At 40.8% G+C, this 16,620-nt stretch carries 11 protein-coding genes; 9 read left to right on the forward strand and 2 right to left on the reverse strand.

All coding sequences use genetic code 11. The features are described 5' to 3' along the window. Positions 1-152 precede the first annotated feature (152 nt). Entirely contained in the window at positions 153-371 is a 219-nt protein-coding gene (gene infA / locus N745_RS0104885; protein WP_024851017.1) for a translation initiation factor IF-1, read from the reverse strand. Between the two features lie 169 nt (positions 372-540). Next, complete coding sequence (gene aat, locus N745_RS0104890; protein WP_084657307.1) at positions 541-1,317, reverse strand: leucyl/phenylalanyl-tRNA--protein transferase; 777 nt, start codon at positions 1,315-1,317, stop codon at positions 541-543. Positions 1,318-1,468: 151 nt separating this feature from the next. On the opposite strand from aat, the gene dnaE reads away from it, so the two are divergent. The 9 genes from dnaE to infB all read left to right on the forward strand — a co-directional run bounded on the left by dnaE (position 1,469) and on the right by infB (position 16,601). Continuing rightward, on the forward strand, positions 1,469-4,945 hold the full coding sequence (gene dnaE / locus N745_RS0104895; protein WP_024851019.1) for a DNA polymerase III subunit alpha: 3,477 nt from the start codon (positions 1,469-1,471) through the stop codon (positions 4,943-4,945). A gap of 209 nt (positions 4,946-5,154) precedes the next feature. Then, entirely contained in the window at positions 5,155-7,116 is a 1,962-nt protein-coding gene (gene acs, locus N745_RS0104900; RefSeq protein ID WP_024851020.1) for an acetate--CoA ligase, read from the forward strand. 138 nt (positions 7,117-7,254) lie between these two features. Further along, positions 7,255-7,560 carry a DUF485 domain-containing protein gene (locus tag N745_RS0104905; RefSeq protein ID WP_024851021.1) on the forward strand — a complete coding sequence of 102 codons (306 nt, stop codon included), beginning with the start codon at positions 7,255-7,257 and terminating at the stop codon, positions 7,558-7,560. Further along, positions 7,560-9,221: a cation acetate symporter gene (locus N745_RS0104910; RefSeq protein ID WP_024851022.1), complete on the forward strand. Its 1,662-nt coding sequence runs from the start codon at positions 7,560-7,562 to the stop codon at positions 9,219-9,221. Before N745_RS0104905 ends, N745_RS0104910 begins: the two co-directional genes overlap by 1 nt. Before the next feature lie 116 nt (positions 9,222-9,337). Then, a complete protein-coding gene (locus tag N745_RS0104915) occupies positions 9,338-11,230 on the forward strand; it encodes a putative nucleotidyltransferase substrate binding domain-containing protein (protein ID WP_024851023.1) in 1,893 nt (630 codons plus the stop codon). A 9-nt stretch (positions 11,231-11,239) separates the two neighbouring features. After that, positions 11,240-11,884 carry a 3'-5' exonuclease gene (locus N745_RS0104920; RefSeq protein ID WP_024851024.1) on the forward strand — a complete coding sequence of 215 codons (645 nt, stop codon included), beginning with the start codon at positions 11,240-11,242 and terminating at the stop codon, positions 11,882-11,884. Positions 11,885-12,105: 221 nt separating this feature from the next. Then, on the forward strand, positions 12,106-12,558 hold the full coding sequence (gene rimP / locus N745_RS0104925; protein ID WP_024851025.1) for a ribosome maturation factor RimP: 453 nt from the start codon (positions 12,106-12,108) through the stop codon (positions 12,556-12,558). An 83-nt stretch (positions 12,559-12,641) separates the two neighbouring features. Beyond that, on the forward strand, positions 12,642-14,129 hold the full coding sequence (nusA, locus tag N745_RS0104930) for a transcription termination factor NusA (protein WP_024851026.1): 1,488 nt from the start codon (positions 12,642-12,644) through the stop codon (positions 14,127-14,129). 21 nt (positions 14,130-14,150) lie between these two features. Next, positions 14,151-16,601, forward strand: coding sequence for a translation initiation factor IF-2 (infB, locus tag N745_RS0104935; RefSeq protein ID WP_024851027.1), 2,451 nt, complete (start codon positions 14,151-14,153; stop codon positions 16,599-16,601). The last annotated feature ends 19 nt before the right edge of the window (positions 16,602-16,620 follow it).

Consider the following 16,620-nt stretch of genomic DNA (forward strand, 5'->3'; position numbering starts at 1 on the left):
TTAATCGCAGTTAAAATCTGCCAGGCTGGGTAGTTCTAGTTTTGGCGTTTAACTGTATGTTTCCCATAAACTAAAAAGCCCCATCAGATTTCTGATGGGGCTTTTTGCTATTCATTCTTTTTTAATGGGAAAAATTATGAAAAGACGGTGTTTTATTTTCCGCGGTAGGTAATGCGACCTTTTGTTAGGTCGTAAGGCGTCAATTCTACTTTTACCTTATCACCAGCCAAGATGCGGATGTAATTTTTACGCATACGACCAGAGATGTGAGCAAGAATTTCATGTCCGTTTTCTAAACGAACTTTAAACATAGTGTTTGGAAGTGTTTCTAACACTTCACCATCGAATTCAATAACGTCTTGTTTTGACATAGTTTATTAGCTTTATTAGCCCCATTAAAAAAGAGAAGCGGGGATTATACCAGTTCCTTCAGAGATGTTCAATTTATGGGTAATAATCTTTTAATGGTGTCTTAAGAAATAGGGTGTTTTTTATTTATGTTGTTTCTAGGTGTGTTTTTTAAATGATTGAAATACTAGGTTAAATGTGTTGATTTTTACTTTGTGTAAATTCAAGTTGCCAATCGCTATCAAGCTGCCATTTTTGTGCTGGAAAAGGCTTTTGAGAGTCGAGAATAAGCTGCTTTTCAAATTCTACGCGAGGGATTTCTGTTGCGCCAAGAGAAAGCATATGCTCTGAAGTCACTTGCGCATCAATCATATTAAAGCCCCAGGATTTTAGCTGTTTGCACAAAGCAACCAATGCAACCTTTGATGCATCCGTTTGTTTGGAAAACATTGACTCTCCAAAAAATACTTTACCTATGGCAACCCCATACAGTCCACCAACCAGTTCGTCGTCGTGCCAAACTTCAACTGAATGGGCATGTCCTTTTTCGTGTAAGACTGTATAGGCTGTAAGCATGTCGTCGGTAATCCATGTGCCATCCTGACCCTCTCTAGGTGCTTGCGCACAAGCGCGCATAACCTTTTCAAAAGCGGTGTCCATGGTTACTTTGAAATGACTTTTACGGATGGTTTTTTTAAGGCTTCTTCTGACCTTTAAGTGCTCAATCATCAAAACTGCTCTTGGGTCTGGTGTCCACCATAGAATAGGGTCATCTTCACTAAACCAGGGAAATAAACCTTTGCTGTAGGCGAGTAACAACCATTCTGGTGTGAGTTCGCCGCCGACTGCCAGTAATCCATTAGGCTCCGTCATTGCGATGTTGGTTGGAGGAAACATGACTGGGAAGGGATCTAGCCAAAAAGGCTGGGTAATTGGTTTGGGTTGAAAAGAGGTTTGTTGTTCGTCCATAAAAAATCGCAGGAAATATTAGCTGTCGCTAGGGTTAAATTCGCTTAAAATAGGTAGCGGCTGAAGTCGTGATTTTTAAATCATAACGTATTTATGAAGTCATTGTTAAGCCTATCTAAACCTAAATAATAAAGTTTTGTCGAAGTACTTAATGTCTCAATTTATCCACCTACATGTCCATTCTGAATATTCCGTTGTCGATGCTACGCTGAGAGTTAAGCAAGCGATTTCGTTGGCTAAAAAACATAATCAACCCGCAATGGCGTTGACAGATCAAAGCAATATGTTTGCTTTGGTTAAGTTTTACAGTAGTGCGATAGGCGAAGGAATTAAGCCTATTATCGGTGCTGATATTGATGTTGAAGCGGAAGATGGCAATGTCTTTAAGATTGTTTGTTTATGTCAGGATGAACAAGGTTATTTAAATCTATCCCACTTAATCTCCATGAGTTATCTGAAAAACCAGAAGATAGTGGGAAATGAAATGAAGGCGTTGGTCAAGCAGGATTGGTTGGCAGAACGCAATAAAGGGTTGATTGTTTTATCTGGTGGGCTTTACGGTGATATTGGACAGGCCTTGTTGGCAGAAAAACCAAATTTAGCTGCAGCACGTACTAACTGGTGGCAAACACACTTCCCGGATCGATTTTACCTTGAGTTGGTGCGTACTGGTCGCAATCAAGAAGAACAATATATTGCTGCAGCAGTAGAAGTAGCTCAGTGCTACGAGTTGCCAGTCGTTGCAACTAATGATGTGCGTTTTGAGTCACCCGATGATTTTGATGCGCATGAAGTCCGAGTCTGTATCCATGGCGGGTATGTGTTGGATGATCCTAACCGACCTAAGCCTTATTCTGAACAACAGTATTTCCGTAGTAGTGAAGAAATGGTGGCATTGTTTCAGGATATTCCTGAAGCCATAGAGAATACAGTTGAAATTGCCAAGCGTTGTAACCTTGATTTAACGCTTGGTACTTATTTCCTTCCAGATTTTCCTGTGCCGGAAGGTATGACGATGGATGAATACTTTATTCACTCATCACAACAAGGCCTTGAAGAACGCCTGAATTTTCTATTTGGACATTTATCAGAAGCTGAGTTTTTAGAAACACGTAAGGAATATGATGAACGTCTCAAATTTGAGTTAGATATCATCCTTCAAATGGGATTCCCTGGTTATTTCTTTATCGTTGCTGACTTTATTCAATGGGGTAAAAATCATCAAGTACCGGTAGGGCCAGGTCGTGGGTCGGGTGCCGGGTCTTTGGTGGCTTACGCTTTAAAAATCACGGATCTTGATCCGCTTGAATATGATCTTCTATTCGAACGTTTTCTTAACCCAGAAAGGGTTTCCATGCCTGACTTTGACGTCGACTTCTGTATGGATCGACGTGATGAAGTGATTGACTATGTATCTCGACAATATGGAAAGGATCACGTTTCTCAGATAGTGACCTTTGGTACCATGGCTGCGAAAGCGGTGGTTCGAGATGTCGGTCGTGTATTAGGGCTTGGTTATGGGGTGGTTGATGGCATTGCCAAGCTCATTCCAAACGATTTAGGAATTAAATTATCCGCCGCTCTCGAGCAAGAAGAAATGCTTCAAAGTCGCTACGATGAAGAAGAAGATGTTCAGCAGTTGCTTGATTTAGCATTGAAGCTCGAAGGTACGGTGCGTAATACAGGAAAGCACGCGGGTGGGGTTGTTATTGGTCCGAAACCATTAGATGAGTTTTGCCCAATATTGTGTGAACCAGATGGAACAAGTGTGGTTACACAGCTCGACAAAAACGATGTTGAAACTGCCGGGCTGGTTAAGTTTGACTTTTTGGGGTTAAGAACCCTCACCATTATCGACTGGGCACTACAATCCATTAATGAAGGTAAGCAGAAAGGTGACGAAGGTTTTATTGAAATCGAACGGATACCTTTAGATGATGCTGAAACGTTTAGGCTAATTAAAACAGGGAAAACAACAGGGGTTTTCCAGCTTGAATCTTCAGGAATGCAGAACCTGATTGTGCGCTTGAGACCTGATTGCTTTGAAGATATTATCGCCTTGGTGGCATTGTTCCGTCCCGGTCCTTTGGAATCTGGAATGGTTGATAACTTTATTGCTCGTAAACATGGTAAAGAAAAAGTTTCTTATCCTGATGCACAATATCAACACATGTCTCTACAGCCTATTCTTGAACCCACTTATGGGGTTATTCTTTACCAAGAACAGGTTATGCAAATTGCTCAGGTGTTAGCTGGATATACGCTAGGTGGCGCAGATATGTTGCGTCGAGCTATGGGTAAAAAGAAACCAGAAGAAATGGCCAAGCAGCGATCGGTTTTTAAAGAAGGATCGATTCGTATTGGGGTGGATGGCGACCTATCCATGAAAATCTTCGATTTGGTGGAAAAATTTGCAGGTTACGGTTTCAATAAATCTCACTCAGCGGCTTATGCTTTAGTTTCTTATCAATCTGCCTGGTTGAAAACGCATTATCCTGCCGACTTCATGGCGGCACAGATTTCCTCTGATATGGACAATACCGATAAAGTGGTTCATATGATTAATGAGTGTTATCAAATGGGCTTGGAGGTTGATGCACCTGATATTAATCTCGGTCAAATTCACTTTAAGGCTGTAAAAGGTGAGAAGCGCCTTCGTTACGGGCTTGGCGCTATTAAAGGTGTTGGTGAGTCTGCTTTGGAAGGAATTATTCAAGAAAGAGAACAGAACGGTCCATTTAAGGATTTGTTTGATTTCTGTATGCGCGCCAATAAAAAAGCCAATAAGCGTGTTATTGAAGCGCTCGTCGTGTCGGGTGCCTTTGATCACTTGCATGACAATCGTAATGCTGTATTGGCATCTATTGGTACAGCGTTGCAAAAGGCTGAGCAAAAACAAAAAGATGATGAGGCCGGTCAAAGTGATTTATTTGGCGATAGCGATGCTTTCGAAAGTGAAAATGCATCAGAACTCGTACAAGTGCCGGAAATGCCTGAGAAGCAAAAGCTTAAAGCTGAAAAAGATGTTTTAGGCTTGTACTTGTCGGGGCACCCAATTGCAGCTTATCGTGATGAATTATCCAGACTTGTGGATAGCCAACTGGTGGATTTAAAACCAGAAAAATGGGCTAAGAAGTGGGTAGCAGGCTTAATTGTTGAAGCTCGAGCCAAGGTTACTAAGAGTGGTAATAAAATGGGGTTCGTGTCTTTAGATGACCAAACCTCGCGATTGGAAGTAGTTTTAAGACCAGCAGTTTTTGAGTCTTGTCGTGAACTTCTTGAGCCAGACAATATTGTAATGGTTTATGGCGAGGTGGCAGAAGATACGTTTAATGGCGGTATTAAGCTTGATGCGGAGCAAGTGGTAACGCTTGCGGAATCACGTATTGAAAGAGCAAGGGCTATCAAAATTCTTGTGCATAAGCCTATGGCGTTGTCGGATATTCATGAGTTGCAGAATATTATGCTGACCTCTCGTTCCGAACAAGGATTGCCTTTGGTAATCGATTATCAAAATTCGAATGCACGCGCACAATTGATTACTCAAGAGGGATTTATCTTCTATCCCGATGATGCTTTGTTGGAAGCGTTAAAATCGAATGGTTGGCAGGCAGAAATAGTGCTTTAAGCGAAAAAAATGACTACAATAAGCGCATTTTATGGCTGCCTAAAGGTTGAATGGGTTGTTTAGTATAGTCTATTACTTAATAACGGCAGTTTAAGTATGGTTTTAAGTGATAAAGAATTTTAATTTCTAAAGTTTGGCTAACCGTGTAGTATGGCTCAAACTAAAAAATAGAATGCCAAGTGATATCTGGTAGAAAAAAGGGAGAAGAGATGTCCAACAATATTGAATCCATTTTGCATGAAACGCGTGTGTTTAATCCTACAGAATCATTCAAAGCGCAAGCGAACGTTAACGATGAAACTTACGCAGCGTTGATGAAAAAAGCAGATGATGATTATGAAGGTTTTTGGGCAGAACTAGCGAGAGAAAAATTAACTTGGTCAAAACCTTTCACCAAAACACTTGATGACTCTAATGCTCCTTTTTATAAATGGTTTTCTGACGGTGAACTTAACGTTTCCTATAACTGTATCGATCGCCACCTTGCTGAAAAGCAAGATAAGCTAGCAATCATTTTTGAAACGGATGATGGTCGAGTTGAACAATATACCTATAAAGAATTACATGACGAAGTCAGCCGTTTTGCAAACGCTTTAACCGCTCAAGGCATTGAGGCGGGCGATAGAGTTGTTATCTATATGCCAATGATTCCTCAAGCGGTATTTGCTATGCAAGCTTGCGCTCGTATTGGTGCTATTCATTCAGTCGTATTTGGTGGTTTTTCTGCAGAAGCGTTGAAAGATCGCATTGAAGATGCTTCTGCTCGTATGGTTATTACTGCAAACGTGAGTGTCCGTGGTGGCAAGACTATCCCTCTAAAGACTTCAGTGGATGAAGCGTTAGAAAAAGGTGGAGACTCAATTCGTAAGGTTATTGTGTATCACCGTACTAACGATGCTGTCACTATGAAAGAAGGGCGTGATATTACATGGCATGATGCCATTGCAGGCATGAGCAATTATCATGATCCTTTGATGGTTAATGCGGAACATCCACTATTTCTTCTTTATACTTCTGGTTCAACAGGTAAACCTAAAGGAATTCAGCATAGCTCCGCTGGTTATTTACTAAACGCCCACCTTACCAATGAGTGGGTATTTGACTTAAAAGACAATGATGTATTTTGGTGTACTGCGGATGTAGGTTGGATTACAGGGCATACTTATGTTGCTTATGGCCCATTGTCTGTTGGTGCAACGATAGTAATGTTTGAAGGTGTGCCTACATACCCTGATGCAGGGCGTTTCTGGCAAGTGTGCCAAGACCATGCGGTGACTGTTTTCTATACGGCACCAACGGCAATTCGTGCACTGATGAAGTTTGGTGATGATCTACCAAAACAATACGATTTATCTAAGCTACGTCTTTTAGGTACGGTAGGTGAGCCTATTAACCCTGAAGCTTGGATGTGGTATCACACGATTATCGGTCGAGAAGAGTGTCCTATTGTGGATACTTGGTGGCAAACTGAAACAGGTGCCAACATGATTGCACCATTACCAGGTGTTACGCCTTTGAAACCAGGTTCTTGTACTAAGCCGTTACCAGGTATTGATGCCAAGATCGTTGATGAAGAAGGTAACCCTCTTACACATGGTGAAGGTGGGTATCTGGTTGTCGAGAAGCCATGGCCTTCAATGTTGAGAACTATCTGGCATGATGATGAACGTTTTGTTGATACCTATTTTGCGATGTTTAAAAATAAGTACTACGTTGTTGGTGATAGTGCTCACTTGGACAATGACGGAAACTTCTGGATTATGGGGCGTATTGATGATGTCTTGAATGTTTCTGGACACCGTTTAGGAACGATGGAGATTGAGTCTGCATTGGTATCTCATGAAAACGTTGCTGAAGCGGCGGTGGTTGGAAAACCACATGATGTGAAAGGTGAGTCGGTATTTGCATTTGTGGTCTTGAATATTGATATCCCAGATGGTGAGTTGCGTAACGAGTTGATTCAGGAACTTCGTAATCACGTAGCAAAAGAAATTGGGCCTATAGCAAAACCGGATGATATTCGTTTTGGTTCCAACTTACCAAAAACGCGTTCAGGAAAAATTATGCGTCGTTTACTGAGAACGATTGCTAAAGGTGAAGAAATTACTTCGGATACATCTACTTTAGAAGATCCAAGCATTCTTGATCAGTTCATGCAGCAAAATAAATAAAAGAAACTTCTGCATATCATTAATGTAAGAAGTTCAAAGAATAGATGTAAAAAGAAAATCTACCAGGCTGGGGCTAATAACAATAACTTAGCCTAGTAGGTTTAATGTAGTTGTTCTATTAAACCAAAGGAGGAACGGATGGAACAATCCAAAGTAGAGAAGATTAAAAGTCTTCCGCAATATCACCAATTGGTGAAGGAACGTTCTAGCTTGGCGTGGAAACTCTCTATCGCAATGCTAGTCGTTTATTATGGTTATATTTTGTTGCTGGCATTTGACCCAGCATTTTTTACAACTATTGTAAGCGGTCAGTACGTTTCGATAGGATTTCCAGTCGGGGTGGCAATCATTATTTTTTCTTTCTTATTGACGGGTTATTACGTTAAAAAAGCGAATAGCGATTTTGATAAATTAACTGCTGAAATTAAAAAAGAGGTGGAGTAATGACGATGATTAAATGGAACAAAATCTTCGGATTAGCTGCACTATTATTAATGCCAACAATTGCATTTGCTGCTGGCGATATGCAAACAGACGGAACCAAGTCTGAAACAAATTTCTCTGCGATTGCGATGTTTGTTGTGTTTGTTGGTTTAACGCTTTATATCACTTATTGGGCTGCAAAGCGCACTAAGTCAGCAAAAGATTTTTATGCTGCTGGTGGTGGTATTACAGGTCTTCAGAACGGTTTGGCGATTGCGGGAGACTATATGTCTGCGGCGTCATTCCTGGGTATTACTGGGATGGTTTATCTAAAAGGTTATGATGGTTTGATTTTTGCCATCGGTTTCCTTGTTGGTTGGCCTATTATCCTGTTCTTGATGTCAGAGCGCTTGAGAAACCTAGGTAAGTACACCTTTACGGATGTAGCTGCTTATCGTTTTAAACAAAAGCCTATTCGTATTCTTGCTGCTTTCGGTGGGATTGCTGTTGTTATCCTATATCTTATTGCGCAGATGGTTGGTGCGGGTAAATTGATTGAATTGCTATTCGGTCTAGACTTTGCCTATGCTGTTGTGATGGTTGGTGTTTTGATTATTGCATACGTTTCATTTGGTGGAATGTTGGCAACTACCTGGGTACAAATCATTAAAGCCGTCTTGCTGCTTGGTGGTGCGACCTTTATTGCCTTAATGGTAATGGTTAATATGGGCTTTAGTTTTGAAACCTTGTTTAAAACTGCAGTCGAAAACCGTGGTAATAATATGAATATCCTGTTCTCAGGTGGGTTTGTTTCTGACCCTGTGAATGCGATTTCTCTTGGTATCGCCTTGATGTTTGGTACAGCTGGTTTGCCACATATCCTAATGCGATTCTTCACTGTTCCTGATGCAAAAGAAGCTCGTAAGTCTGTTTTCTTTGCTACAGGTTTCATCGGTTACTTCTATATTCTTGCATTCATTATCGGTTTTGGCGCAATTGCGTTGATTACAGCTGATATGTATATGCATGCTGGTAAGTTGATCGGTGGTAACAACATGGCGGCGATTCACTTGTCACATGTGTTAGGTGGTGATGCATTCCTTGGTTTCATCTCTGCGGTAGCTTTTGCAACGATTCTTGCAGTAGTTTCAGGGTTGACCTTGGCTGGTGCGTCTGCAATTTCACATGATATTTATGCGAATGTTATTAACCCTAACGCAACAGAAGAGCAAGAAACCAAAGTAGCGAAAAAAGCGACGTTTGTTATTGGTGCTTTGGCGATTATTTTCGGTATCGGCTTTAAAGATCAAAACATCGCTTTCGTGGTAGCACTTGCATTTACGATTGCTGCATCTGCTAACTTCCCAGTTCTGATTATGTCTATGTTCTGGGATAAAATGACTACACGTGGTGCAGTTATCGGTGGTTGGCTAGGGCTAATTTCGGCTGTTGTAGCTGTTGTGCTTGGGCCTGTTGTTTGGACGCAAATCCTACATATGGGTGAAGCAATTGTTCCTTACAAATTCCCTGCCTTGTTTACGGTAGCGATTGCATTTATCGGTATTTGGTTCTTCTCAATTACTGATAAATCAGAAAGAGCAAAAATTGACAGAGAAGGATTTGAAGCGCAGTTCATTCGTTCTCAAACAGGTATTGGTGCTGAAGGTGCTTCAGACCACTAAATGTTATTTGTCAGTTATATGATGATGTAATAAAAAGGGGGCTTATGCCTCCTTTTTTGTCTTGAAATCCTTGTAAAACTGATACAAGATGAACGAAACAATAAAGTCAGTCTTATATGCATAATAGTCCGGTAATAAACTTACTTCACCAGTTAGAGCCTTTTTCTAATTTACCTGAACAATCGCTACAAGAGCTAGCTGCTTCAATGGATGTGGTTTATTTTCCTCAGGGTTCAAAATTCGCACTACAGTTACATGAAAATCCTGAGGAAAATGCATCACTTTATATTTTGATTAAAGGTCGTATTGCAGAGTTCGATAATGAAGGTCGTCAAACAGCTTTGTATCTTCACCATACGTTCTTTGGCGAGTCGGTTTTATTGAAGAAACTCAATGAAAGCAACTATGAGGTTAAAGAAGAGGCTATAGCTTATCGTTTGCCAGGGGGTAAGTTTCTGGAATGGGTAAAGATGCCTGAGTTGGCAAACTACTTCTTTAATTCCATTACGGATAAGCTGGATCAGCTACACAAAAGCCGGCAAATGGCGTCATCAAGTGAAGCCTTGATGGAGTTGGTTGTGGATGCTCCAGTAAAACCGCTTAATATCCTAAGTGCACAAGCAACGGTTGCATCGGCCATAAGTCAGATGGCAACAACGCAAGTGGATGCTTGTTTGGTTAAATTGGACAGGGCATCACACGAAGTCCAAGACGTTATGAGTGAGTATGGCATTTTGACGGCGATGGATTTGTTAAAAGCCATTTCTCATGATCCAAACGTGCTGAATCAAGCCGTTGATCCATTTGCTCAATCTCCGGTAATAAGTGTTCACCGACATGACTATTTGTTCAACGCATTGCTTAAAATGACTCGCCACTATGTGAATCGTTTGGTTATTAGAGGTGACAACGAACCCGTTGGCTTTCTTTATCAAAAAGATTTAATGGGGCACTTTGCTACCCAGTCTGGTTTAGGGATGTTGAGCTTAGAACAGGTAACAAGTAGAGAAGAAATTGAGCCTGTCTTAAGGCAGGTGGATGATCTGATTACAAATTTAAATGCGCGTGGCGTGAAAACACACTATATCGCCAAATTGGCAACAGAGGTTTACCGGAAGGTTTTTCAAAAAGTATTTGACTTGCTAGAGCCAGATGCAGTGCTGCAATCAGGGTGTTTTATTGTAATGGGAAGTGAAGGTCGTGCTGAACAGGTTATGAGAACCGATCAGGACAATGCTTTTATCTTGCCTGAAATGGATGAGCAAACGTTTGAAACACTAAAGCCATTTGCAGAGCGTTTGACTCAATCCCTTATTGATTTGGGTTTTCCGCGTTGTCCTGGTGAAGTTATGGTCTGCAACCCATTGTGGTTTCAGCCAATTAATAGTTTTAAGCAACAGCTTAAATCTTGGATGAATACACAAGATGAAACGGGTTTTATGAATGTGTCTATTTTTCTTGATGCCGAAGTTGTGTTTGGTGATGAAGCGCTTTTAAAAGATTGTAAACAGTTGGTTTCGGACTGGGTAAAAAATTACCCTCAATTTTTAAGGCATTTTGCCAAACCTGTTTTTCAGTTTGAAACACCGGTCAATTTCTTTGGTCGTTTGGTGTCTGAAAAGCAAGATCAACAAGATCTTTTGGATTTAAAGAAAGGCGGTATTTTTGCCATTGTTCACGGCGTGCGTTGCTTGGCACTGGAGTTTGGTATTTCCCAAACCAATACTCATTGGCGTATAAAAGCACTAATGGAAAGTGGTTTTTTCTCTGAATCTTTTGGTCATGAATTAGGGGAAAGTTTGAACTTTTTTAATACGCTACGTTTAGAAAATATGATTGATTTAAAACAATCTGGCGTTAATGCATCTGAATTCGAGTCTAAGCAAAATAAGATACAAGTAACGAATTTAACTACGATTCAACAAGATTTATTAAAAGATGCTTTTGATGTGGTTAAGCGGTTTAAGAAAATGCTTAATCACCACTATAAACTCGATACTTTGCTTTAAGGGGACCCTGTGGTTGGGTTAAAAAAATTTAAGCATGCAATTTTTCATATTTGGCAGAAATATTGGCTCAAAGAGCCTGAGTATCAATTTTTGTTTGAGCAGGCACCAGAAGATGAGTATGTGTGTTTTGACTGCGAAACAACTGGATTAAACCCCAAAAAAGACAAGATATTAACGCTCTCAGCAGTCAGGATAAAAGGCAATCAAATCCTTGCAGGACAATCTTTGGATATTACAGTAAGGCATGCCGGTCAAATTCATGAGAACAGTATAAAAGTACACCAGTTGAGATATTTAGATTTAGTAGAAGGTATTGGTGAAAAAGAAGCTATACGGCAATTTTTATACTTTATTGGCAGTCGTCCGCTAGTGGGGTACTACCTAGAGTTTGATGTTGAACTTGTTAATAGAGTGCTTAAACCTTGGTTGAATATAGTGCTTCCAAACCTTCAGGTAGAAGTGTCTGAGCTTTTTTATGATTATAAGTTGAAGTCGAAATATCAGTCTGTTTACCTGCCTAATATAGACTTGTCGTTTGAGCACATTCTTGAACAATTGGCGCTACCCAATCTTGGACAGCATAACGCTCGGAATGATGCGATGATGACGGCATTGGTTTTCCTTAAATTGAAATCTTTGATGAATGTCAGATAGAAAGGTAAACAAAAATAAGGTTTTGCATTGAAAATTAGCGGTAAAGTCCTTATAATGACGCCAGTTTTTTAAATCTGTTTAACAGAAGATATTCAGAAACTAGGGTTTGGTCACGATGACTTTTTGTCCGATTTATCGGCAAGCTTCTGAATACTCTATGCTGATACCATTTAAAAACCCCGTTTTACGGGGTTTTTTGTTTTTAGAAATAAGGAAAGTGCGTGACATTAGAGGATAAAATCGAGCAGTTGCTAAAACCCACTGTTGAATCAATGGGATTTGACCTTTGGGGGTGTGAATATTTACCTGCGGGAAAACACTCTACCCTAAGAGTTTATATTGAAAAGCCAGAAGGCGTCACTGTTAGCGACTGTGGTTCTGTAAGCCGTCAGGCAAGCGCGATTTTAGATGTCGAAGATCCTATTTCCAATGCGTATATGCTGGAAGTTTCTTCCCCTGGTATGGATCGTCCGTTAATGAGACCTGAACAATTTAAAGCGTATGAAAATGCTTTGGTTCAGGTTAGAACGGCAGTTGACGTTATGGGGCGTAAGCGTTTTAAGGGCAAGATGGTTCAAGTCAGTGAAGAAGGTATTGAAGTGGAAGTCGATAATGAAATTTATCCGATTGCCTTCAGCATGATAGAAAAAGCCAATGTCGTTCCAGAGTTTTAATTCACACTCTGTACAACACTAAACTATTTATATTGAATTCTTTTAAGGTTAAGTATTAACTCCTATTTTTGAGGAAAGTTGAAATGAGCAAGGAAGTATTAGCCGTTGTTGAAATCATGTCTAATGAAAAAGGCGTGGAAAAAGAAATTATCTTCGATGCAATCGAAGCTGCACTAGCAACCGCCACTCGTAAAAGTCATAATGATGAGTTAGATGCTCGCGTTTCAATTGACCGTCAAACAGGAGAGTATGAAACTTTTCGTCGTTGGGAAGTGATCGAAGATGATGTTCAGATCGAAGAAAATGTTGGTTGGTATATGCGTCATATGGATGCAGTGGATATTGATCCTCATATAGAACCAGGGCAATTTATTGAAGAGCCAATGGAATCTATTGAATTCGGTCGCATTGGAGCACAAACAGCGAAGCAAGTTATTATTCAAAAAGTGCGTGAAGCTGAGCGCAAGAAAGTTGTTGAAGAGTACACTAAACGTGTTGGTGAGATTCTGACAGGTCAAGTGAAGAGAATAGATCGTGGTGATGTTATCCTAGATTTAGGTGATAACGTTGACGCAGTTATTCCTCGTGCTGAACTGATTAATCGTGAAACCTTTAAAATGGGTGATCGTGTTCGTGCTTATGTGCAAGAAGTTGGCTATCGTCCACGTGGTCCTCAAATCATCATGTCACGTTCAGCGAAAGAAATGTTGATGGAGCTGTTCAAGATTGAAGTGCCTGAGATTGGCGATGACCTGATTGATATCATGTCAGCAGCACGAGATGTTGGTTTGCGAGCGAAAGTAGCTGTGCGAGCAAATGATCCACGTTTAGACCCAATTGGTGCTTGTGTCGGAATGCGTGGTGGGCGTGTTCAAGCGGTCACTAATGAATTGAACGGTGAACGTATTGATATTATCCTTTGGGATCCGAATGATGCGCAATTCGTTATCAATGCTATGGCGCCTGCTGAAGTCACTTCAATCATGGTTGATGAAGACAGACATGTTATGGACCTAGCGGTAGAAGACGAACAGTTGTCTCAGGCAATTGGTAAAAATGGACAAAATATCCGTTTAGCGACAGAACTTACTGGTTGGGAATTAAATGTTATGACCCAGTCTGATATGGCTACTAAGCATGAGACTGAGTCTAAAGATCAGATTGAACTTTTCATTAACGGACTGGATGTTGATGAAGAATTAGCTGAAGTTTTGGTTGCTGAAGGTTTCACGTCGCTTGAAGAAGTCGCTTATGTGCCAGCAGCAGAGATGTTGGACATCGAAGGTTTTGATGAAGATATCGTAACGGCTCTAAAAGATAGAGCAAAAGACGCACTGTTAACTCAAGCAATTGCTAACGAAGAAAAAGCTGCGCTTGCTGAGCCGGATGAAGATCTAAAAAGCTTGGAAGGCATGACGCTAGATATGGCGAAAGCTTTAGCTTCTAAAGGCATTAAGTCTCAAGAAGACTTGGCCGAGCTTGGCACAGATGAATTAATGGAAATGATTGAGATTGACGAAGTGGCCGCTGGAGAATTGATTCTCAAAGCTCGCGCCCCTTGGTTCGAATAAACTCCGGGAGACAAATAATAGATGTCGCAAGTATCCATAACAAAATTTGCAGAAACACTGAACCTTTCAGTAGAGAAGCTGCTATCTCAGCTGGAAACAGCGGGAGTTTCCGGTAAAAAGGCGTCGGACTCACTTTCTGAAGAAGAAAAAATGACATTGCTGGCTTATTTAAAAGGTTTGCATGGTGATTCTGCCGATGCACCAGAGAAAGTCACGTTGAAGCGTAAAAAGGTACAAACTCTGAACCTTTCATCAGGTTCGGGCAAACGTACTGTAAATGTTGAAGTGCGTAAAAAACGAACTTATGTCAAAAAACCAGACTCTAATGAAGAGTCGGTTGAAGAAATCGTCGAAGATGTACCGGTTGTTGACGAGGTGATTGAAGAAACGTCTGTTCAAGAAGTCGCATCTACTGAGCCAGTAGAAACACCTGTTGTTGAAGAAGTAGTCATTCCAGTTGAACCAGTTGTTGAAGAGCCTGTCGTTGACAAAAAAGCTAAGCAAGATAAAAAGCATAAACATGCTGAGCCTCACAAAAAATCAGACAATGCAGAAGATTTAAAACACAAAGGCAAGCCTAAGGTTAAAGAAAAGCAACCTAAGAAAAGCCTAGCCTTTTCTGGTGATGATCGTGTGTTTGGTCGTAGACGTCATAAAGGACATCACAAGAAAGCACAACAAGATAATGAGCATGGTTTCCAAAAACCAGTTGAGAAGCGTGTGCATGAAGTTGCTATTGGAGAATCTATTAAGGTATCCGAGCTTGCCGATAAGATGGCAATCAAAGCGACTGAAGTTATCAAGTTTATGATGACAATGGGTTCAATGGTTACCATTAACCAAGTTTTGGATCAAGAAACAGCACAACTGATCGTCGAAGAAATGGGGCATACAGCCGTATTGGTTAATGAAAACCAAATCGAAGACGATGTTATGAACCAAGTGTTGAGTAGTGACACGATTAAACGTTCACCAGTAGTTACAATCATGGGGCATGTTGACCATGGTAAAACATCGTTATTGGATTACATCCGTAAAGCGAAAGTAGCTCACGGTGAGTCAGGTGGGATCACTCAGCATATTGGTGCTTATCATGTAGAAACTGGACATGGTGGGATTACCTTTATCGATACTCCAGGTCATGAGGCCTTTACAGCGATGCGTGCCCGTGGTGCGAAAGTAACTGATGTGGTTGTTATTGTTGTGGCAGCTGATGATGGTGTGATGCCTCAAACAAAAGAAGCGATTCAGCATGCAAAAGCAGCTGGCCTGACAATGGTTGTTGCAATTAACAAGATCGATAAAGAGGGTGCAAACCCGGATCGTGTTATGCAAGAACTAGTATCTGAAGAAGTTGTTCCTGAAGAATGGGGTGGTGACGTACAGTTCATGCGCGTATCTGCCAAAACAGGACAAGGGGTTGATGAGCTGTTAGATGCAATCCTATTGTCTTCTGAAATTCTTGAGCTAGAAGCGCCTGTTGATGGCCCTGCTAAAGGGGTTGTTGTTGAGTCTCGTCTAGATAAAGGACGTGGTCCAGTTGCAACGGTATTGGTACAGGCTGGAACTTTAAGAAAAGGCGATATTGCCCTTTGTGGTATGGAATATGGTCGCGTTCGTGCACTTGTAAACGAAAATGGTGATCCTGTTGAAAGTGCTGGACCATCTATGCCAGTTGAGCTTCTTGGTTTATCTGCGGTACCAGTTGCGGGTGATGATATGATTACGGTTGAATCTGAGCGTAAAGCGCGTGAAGTCGCGATGTTCAGACAATCTAAGAACAAAGAGAAGAAAATTGCACGTCAGCAAAAATCTAAGTTGGACAATATGTTCAACAGAATGGCTGAAGGTGAAGTGCAGAACGTTAACATTATCCTTAAAGCGGATGTACAAGGGTCGATTGAAGCAATCGTTGATGCTTTGTTGAAGCTATCTAATGATGAAGTTAAAGTCGGTGTTGTTTCTTCAGGCGTAGGTGGTATTACCGAAACGGATGCTAACTTGGCGCTAGCTTCTGATGCTCTGCTCTTTGGTTTTAATGTTCGTGCTGACGCTAAAGCAAAACGTATTATTGATAACGAAGGTGTATTCTTGAAGTACTACAGCGTTATTTATGAGATCGTTGATGAAGTTAAACGTGCAATTGAAGGTAAACTAGCTCCTGAATTTAAAGAAGAAATTATTGGTGTTGCAGATGTTCGTGATGTCTTTAAAGCACCTAAAATTGGCGCAATTGCAGGTTGTATGGTTACTGAAGGGGTTGTTAAGCGTAATAATCCTATCCGTGTATTGAGAGAAAACGTCGTTATCTATCAAGGTGCTCTTGAATCACTTAGACGTTTTAAAGATGATGTAAACGATGTACGTCAAGGCATGGAATGTGGTATCGGTGTGAAAGATTACAACGATGTCAAAGTTGGTGACCAAATTGAGGTTTACGAGCGCATTCAAATAAAACGTACTATTGATTAAATATCGTTAAACTTTGATT

It is taken from the genome of Hydrogenovibrio kuenenii DSM 12350 (assembly GCF_000526715.1).
GTDB classification, from domain to species: Bacteria; Pseudomonadota; Gammaproteobacteria; order Thiomicrospirales; family Thiomicrospiraceae; genus Hydrogenovibrio; species Hydrogenovibrio kuenenii.

Bases quoted from the DNA above. Each gene is read 5' to 3' on its own strand.
- infA (WP_024851017.1), bottom strand. From the start codon at position 371: ATGTCAAAACAAGACGTTATTGAATTCGATGGTGAAGTGTTAGAAACA.
- aat (WP_084657307.1), bottom strand. From the start codon at position 1,317: ATGGACGAACAACAAACCTCTTTTCAACCCAAACCAATTACCCAGCCT.
- dnaE (WP_024851019.1), top strand. From the start codon at position 1,469: ATGTCTCAATTTATCCACCTACATGTCCATTCTGAATATTCCGTTGTC.
- acs (WP_024851020.1), top strand. From the start codon at position 5,155: ATGTCCAACAATATTGAATCCATTTTGCATGAAACGCGTGTGTTTAAT.
- N745_RS0104905 (WP_024851021.1), top strand. From the start codon at position 7,255: ATGGAACAATCCAAAGTAGAGAAGATTAAAAGTCTTCCGCAATATCAC.
- N745_RS0104910 (WP_024851022.1), top strand. From the start codon at position 7,560: ATGACGATGATTAAATGGAACAAAATCTTCGGATTAGCTGCACTATTA.
- N745_RS0104915 (WP_024851023.1), top strand. From the start codon at position 9,338: ATGCATAATAGTCCGGTAATAAACTTACTTCACCAGTTAGAGCCTTTT.
- nusA (WP_024851026.1), top strand. From the start codon at position 12,642: ATGAGCAAGGAAGTATTAGCCGTTGTTGAAATCATGTCTAATGAAAAA.
- infB (WP_024851027.1), top strand. From the start codon at position 14,151: ATGTCGCAAGTATCCATAACAAAATTTGCAGAAACACTGAACCTTTCA.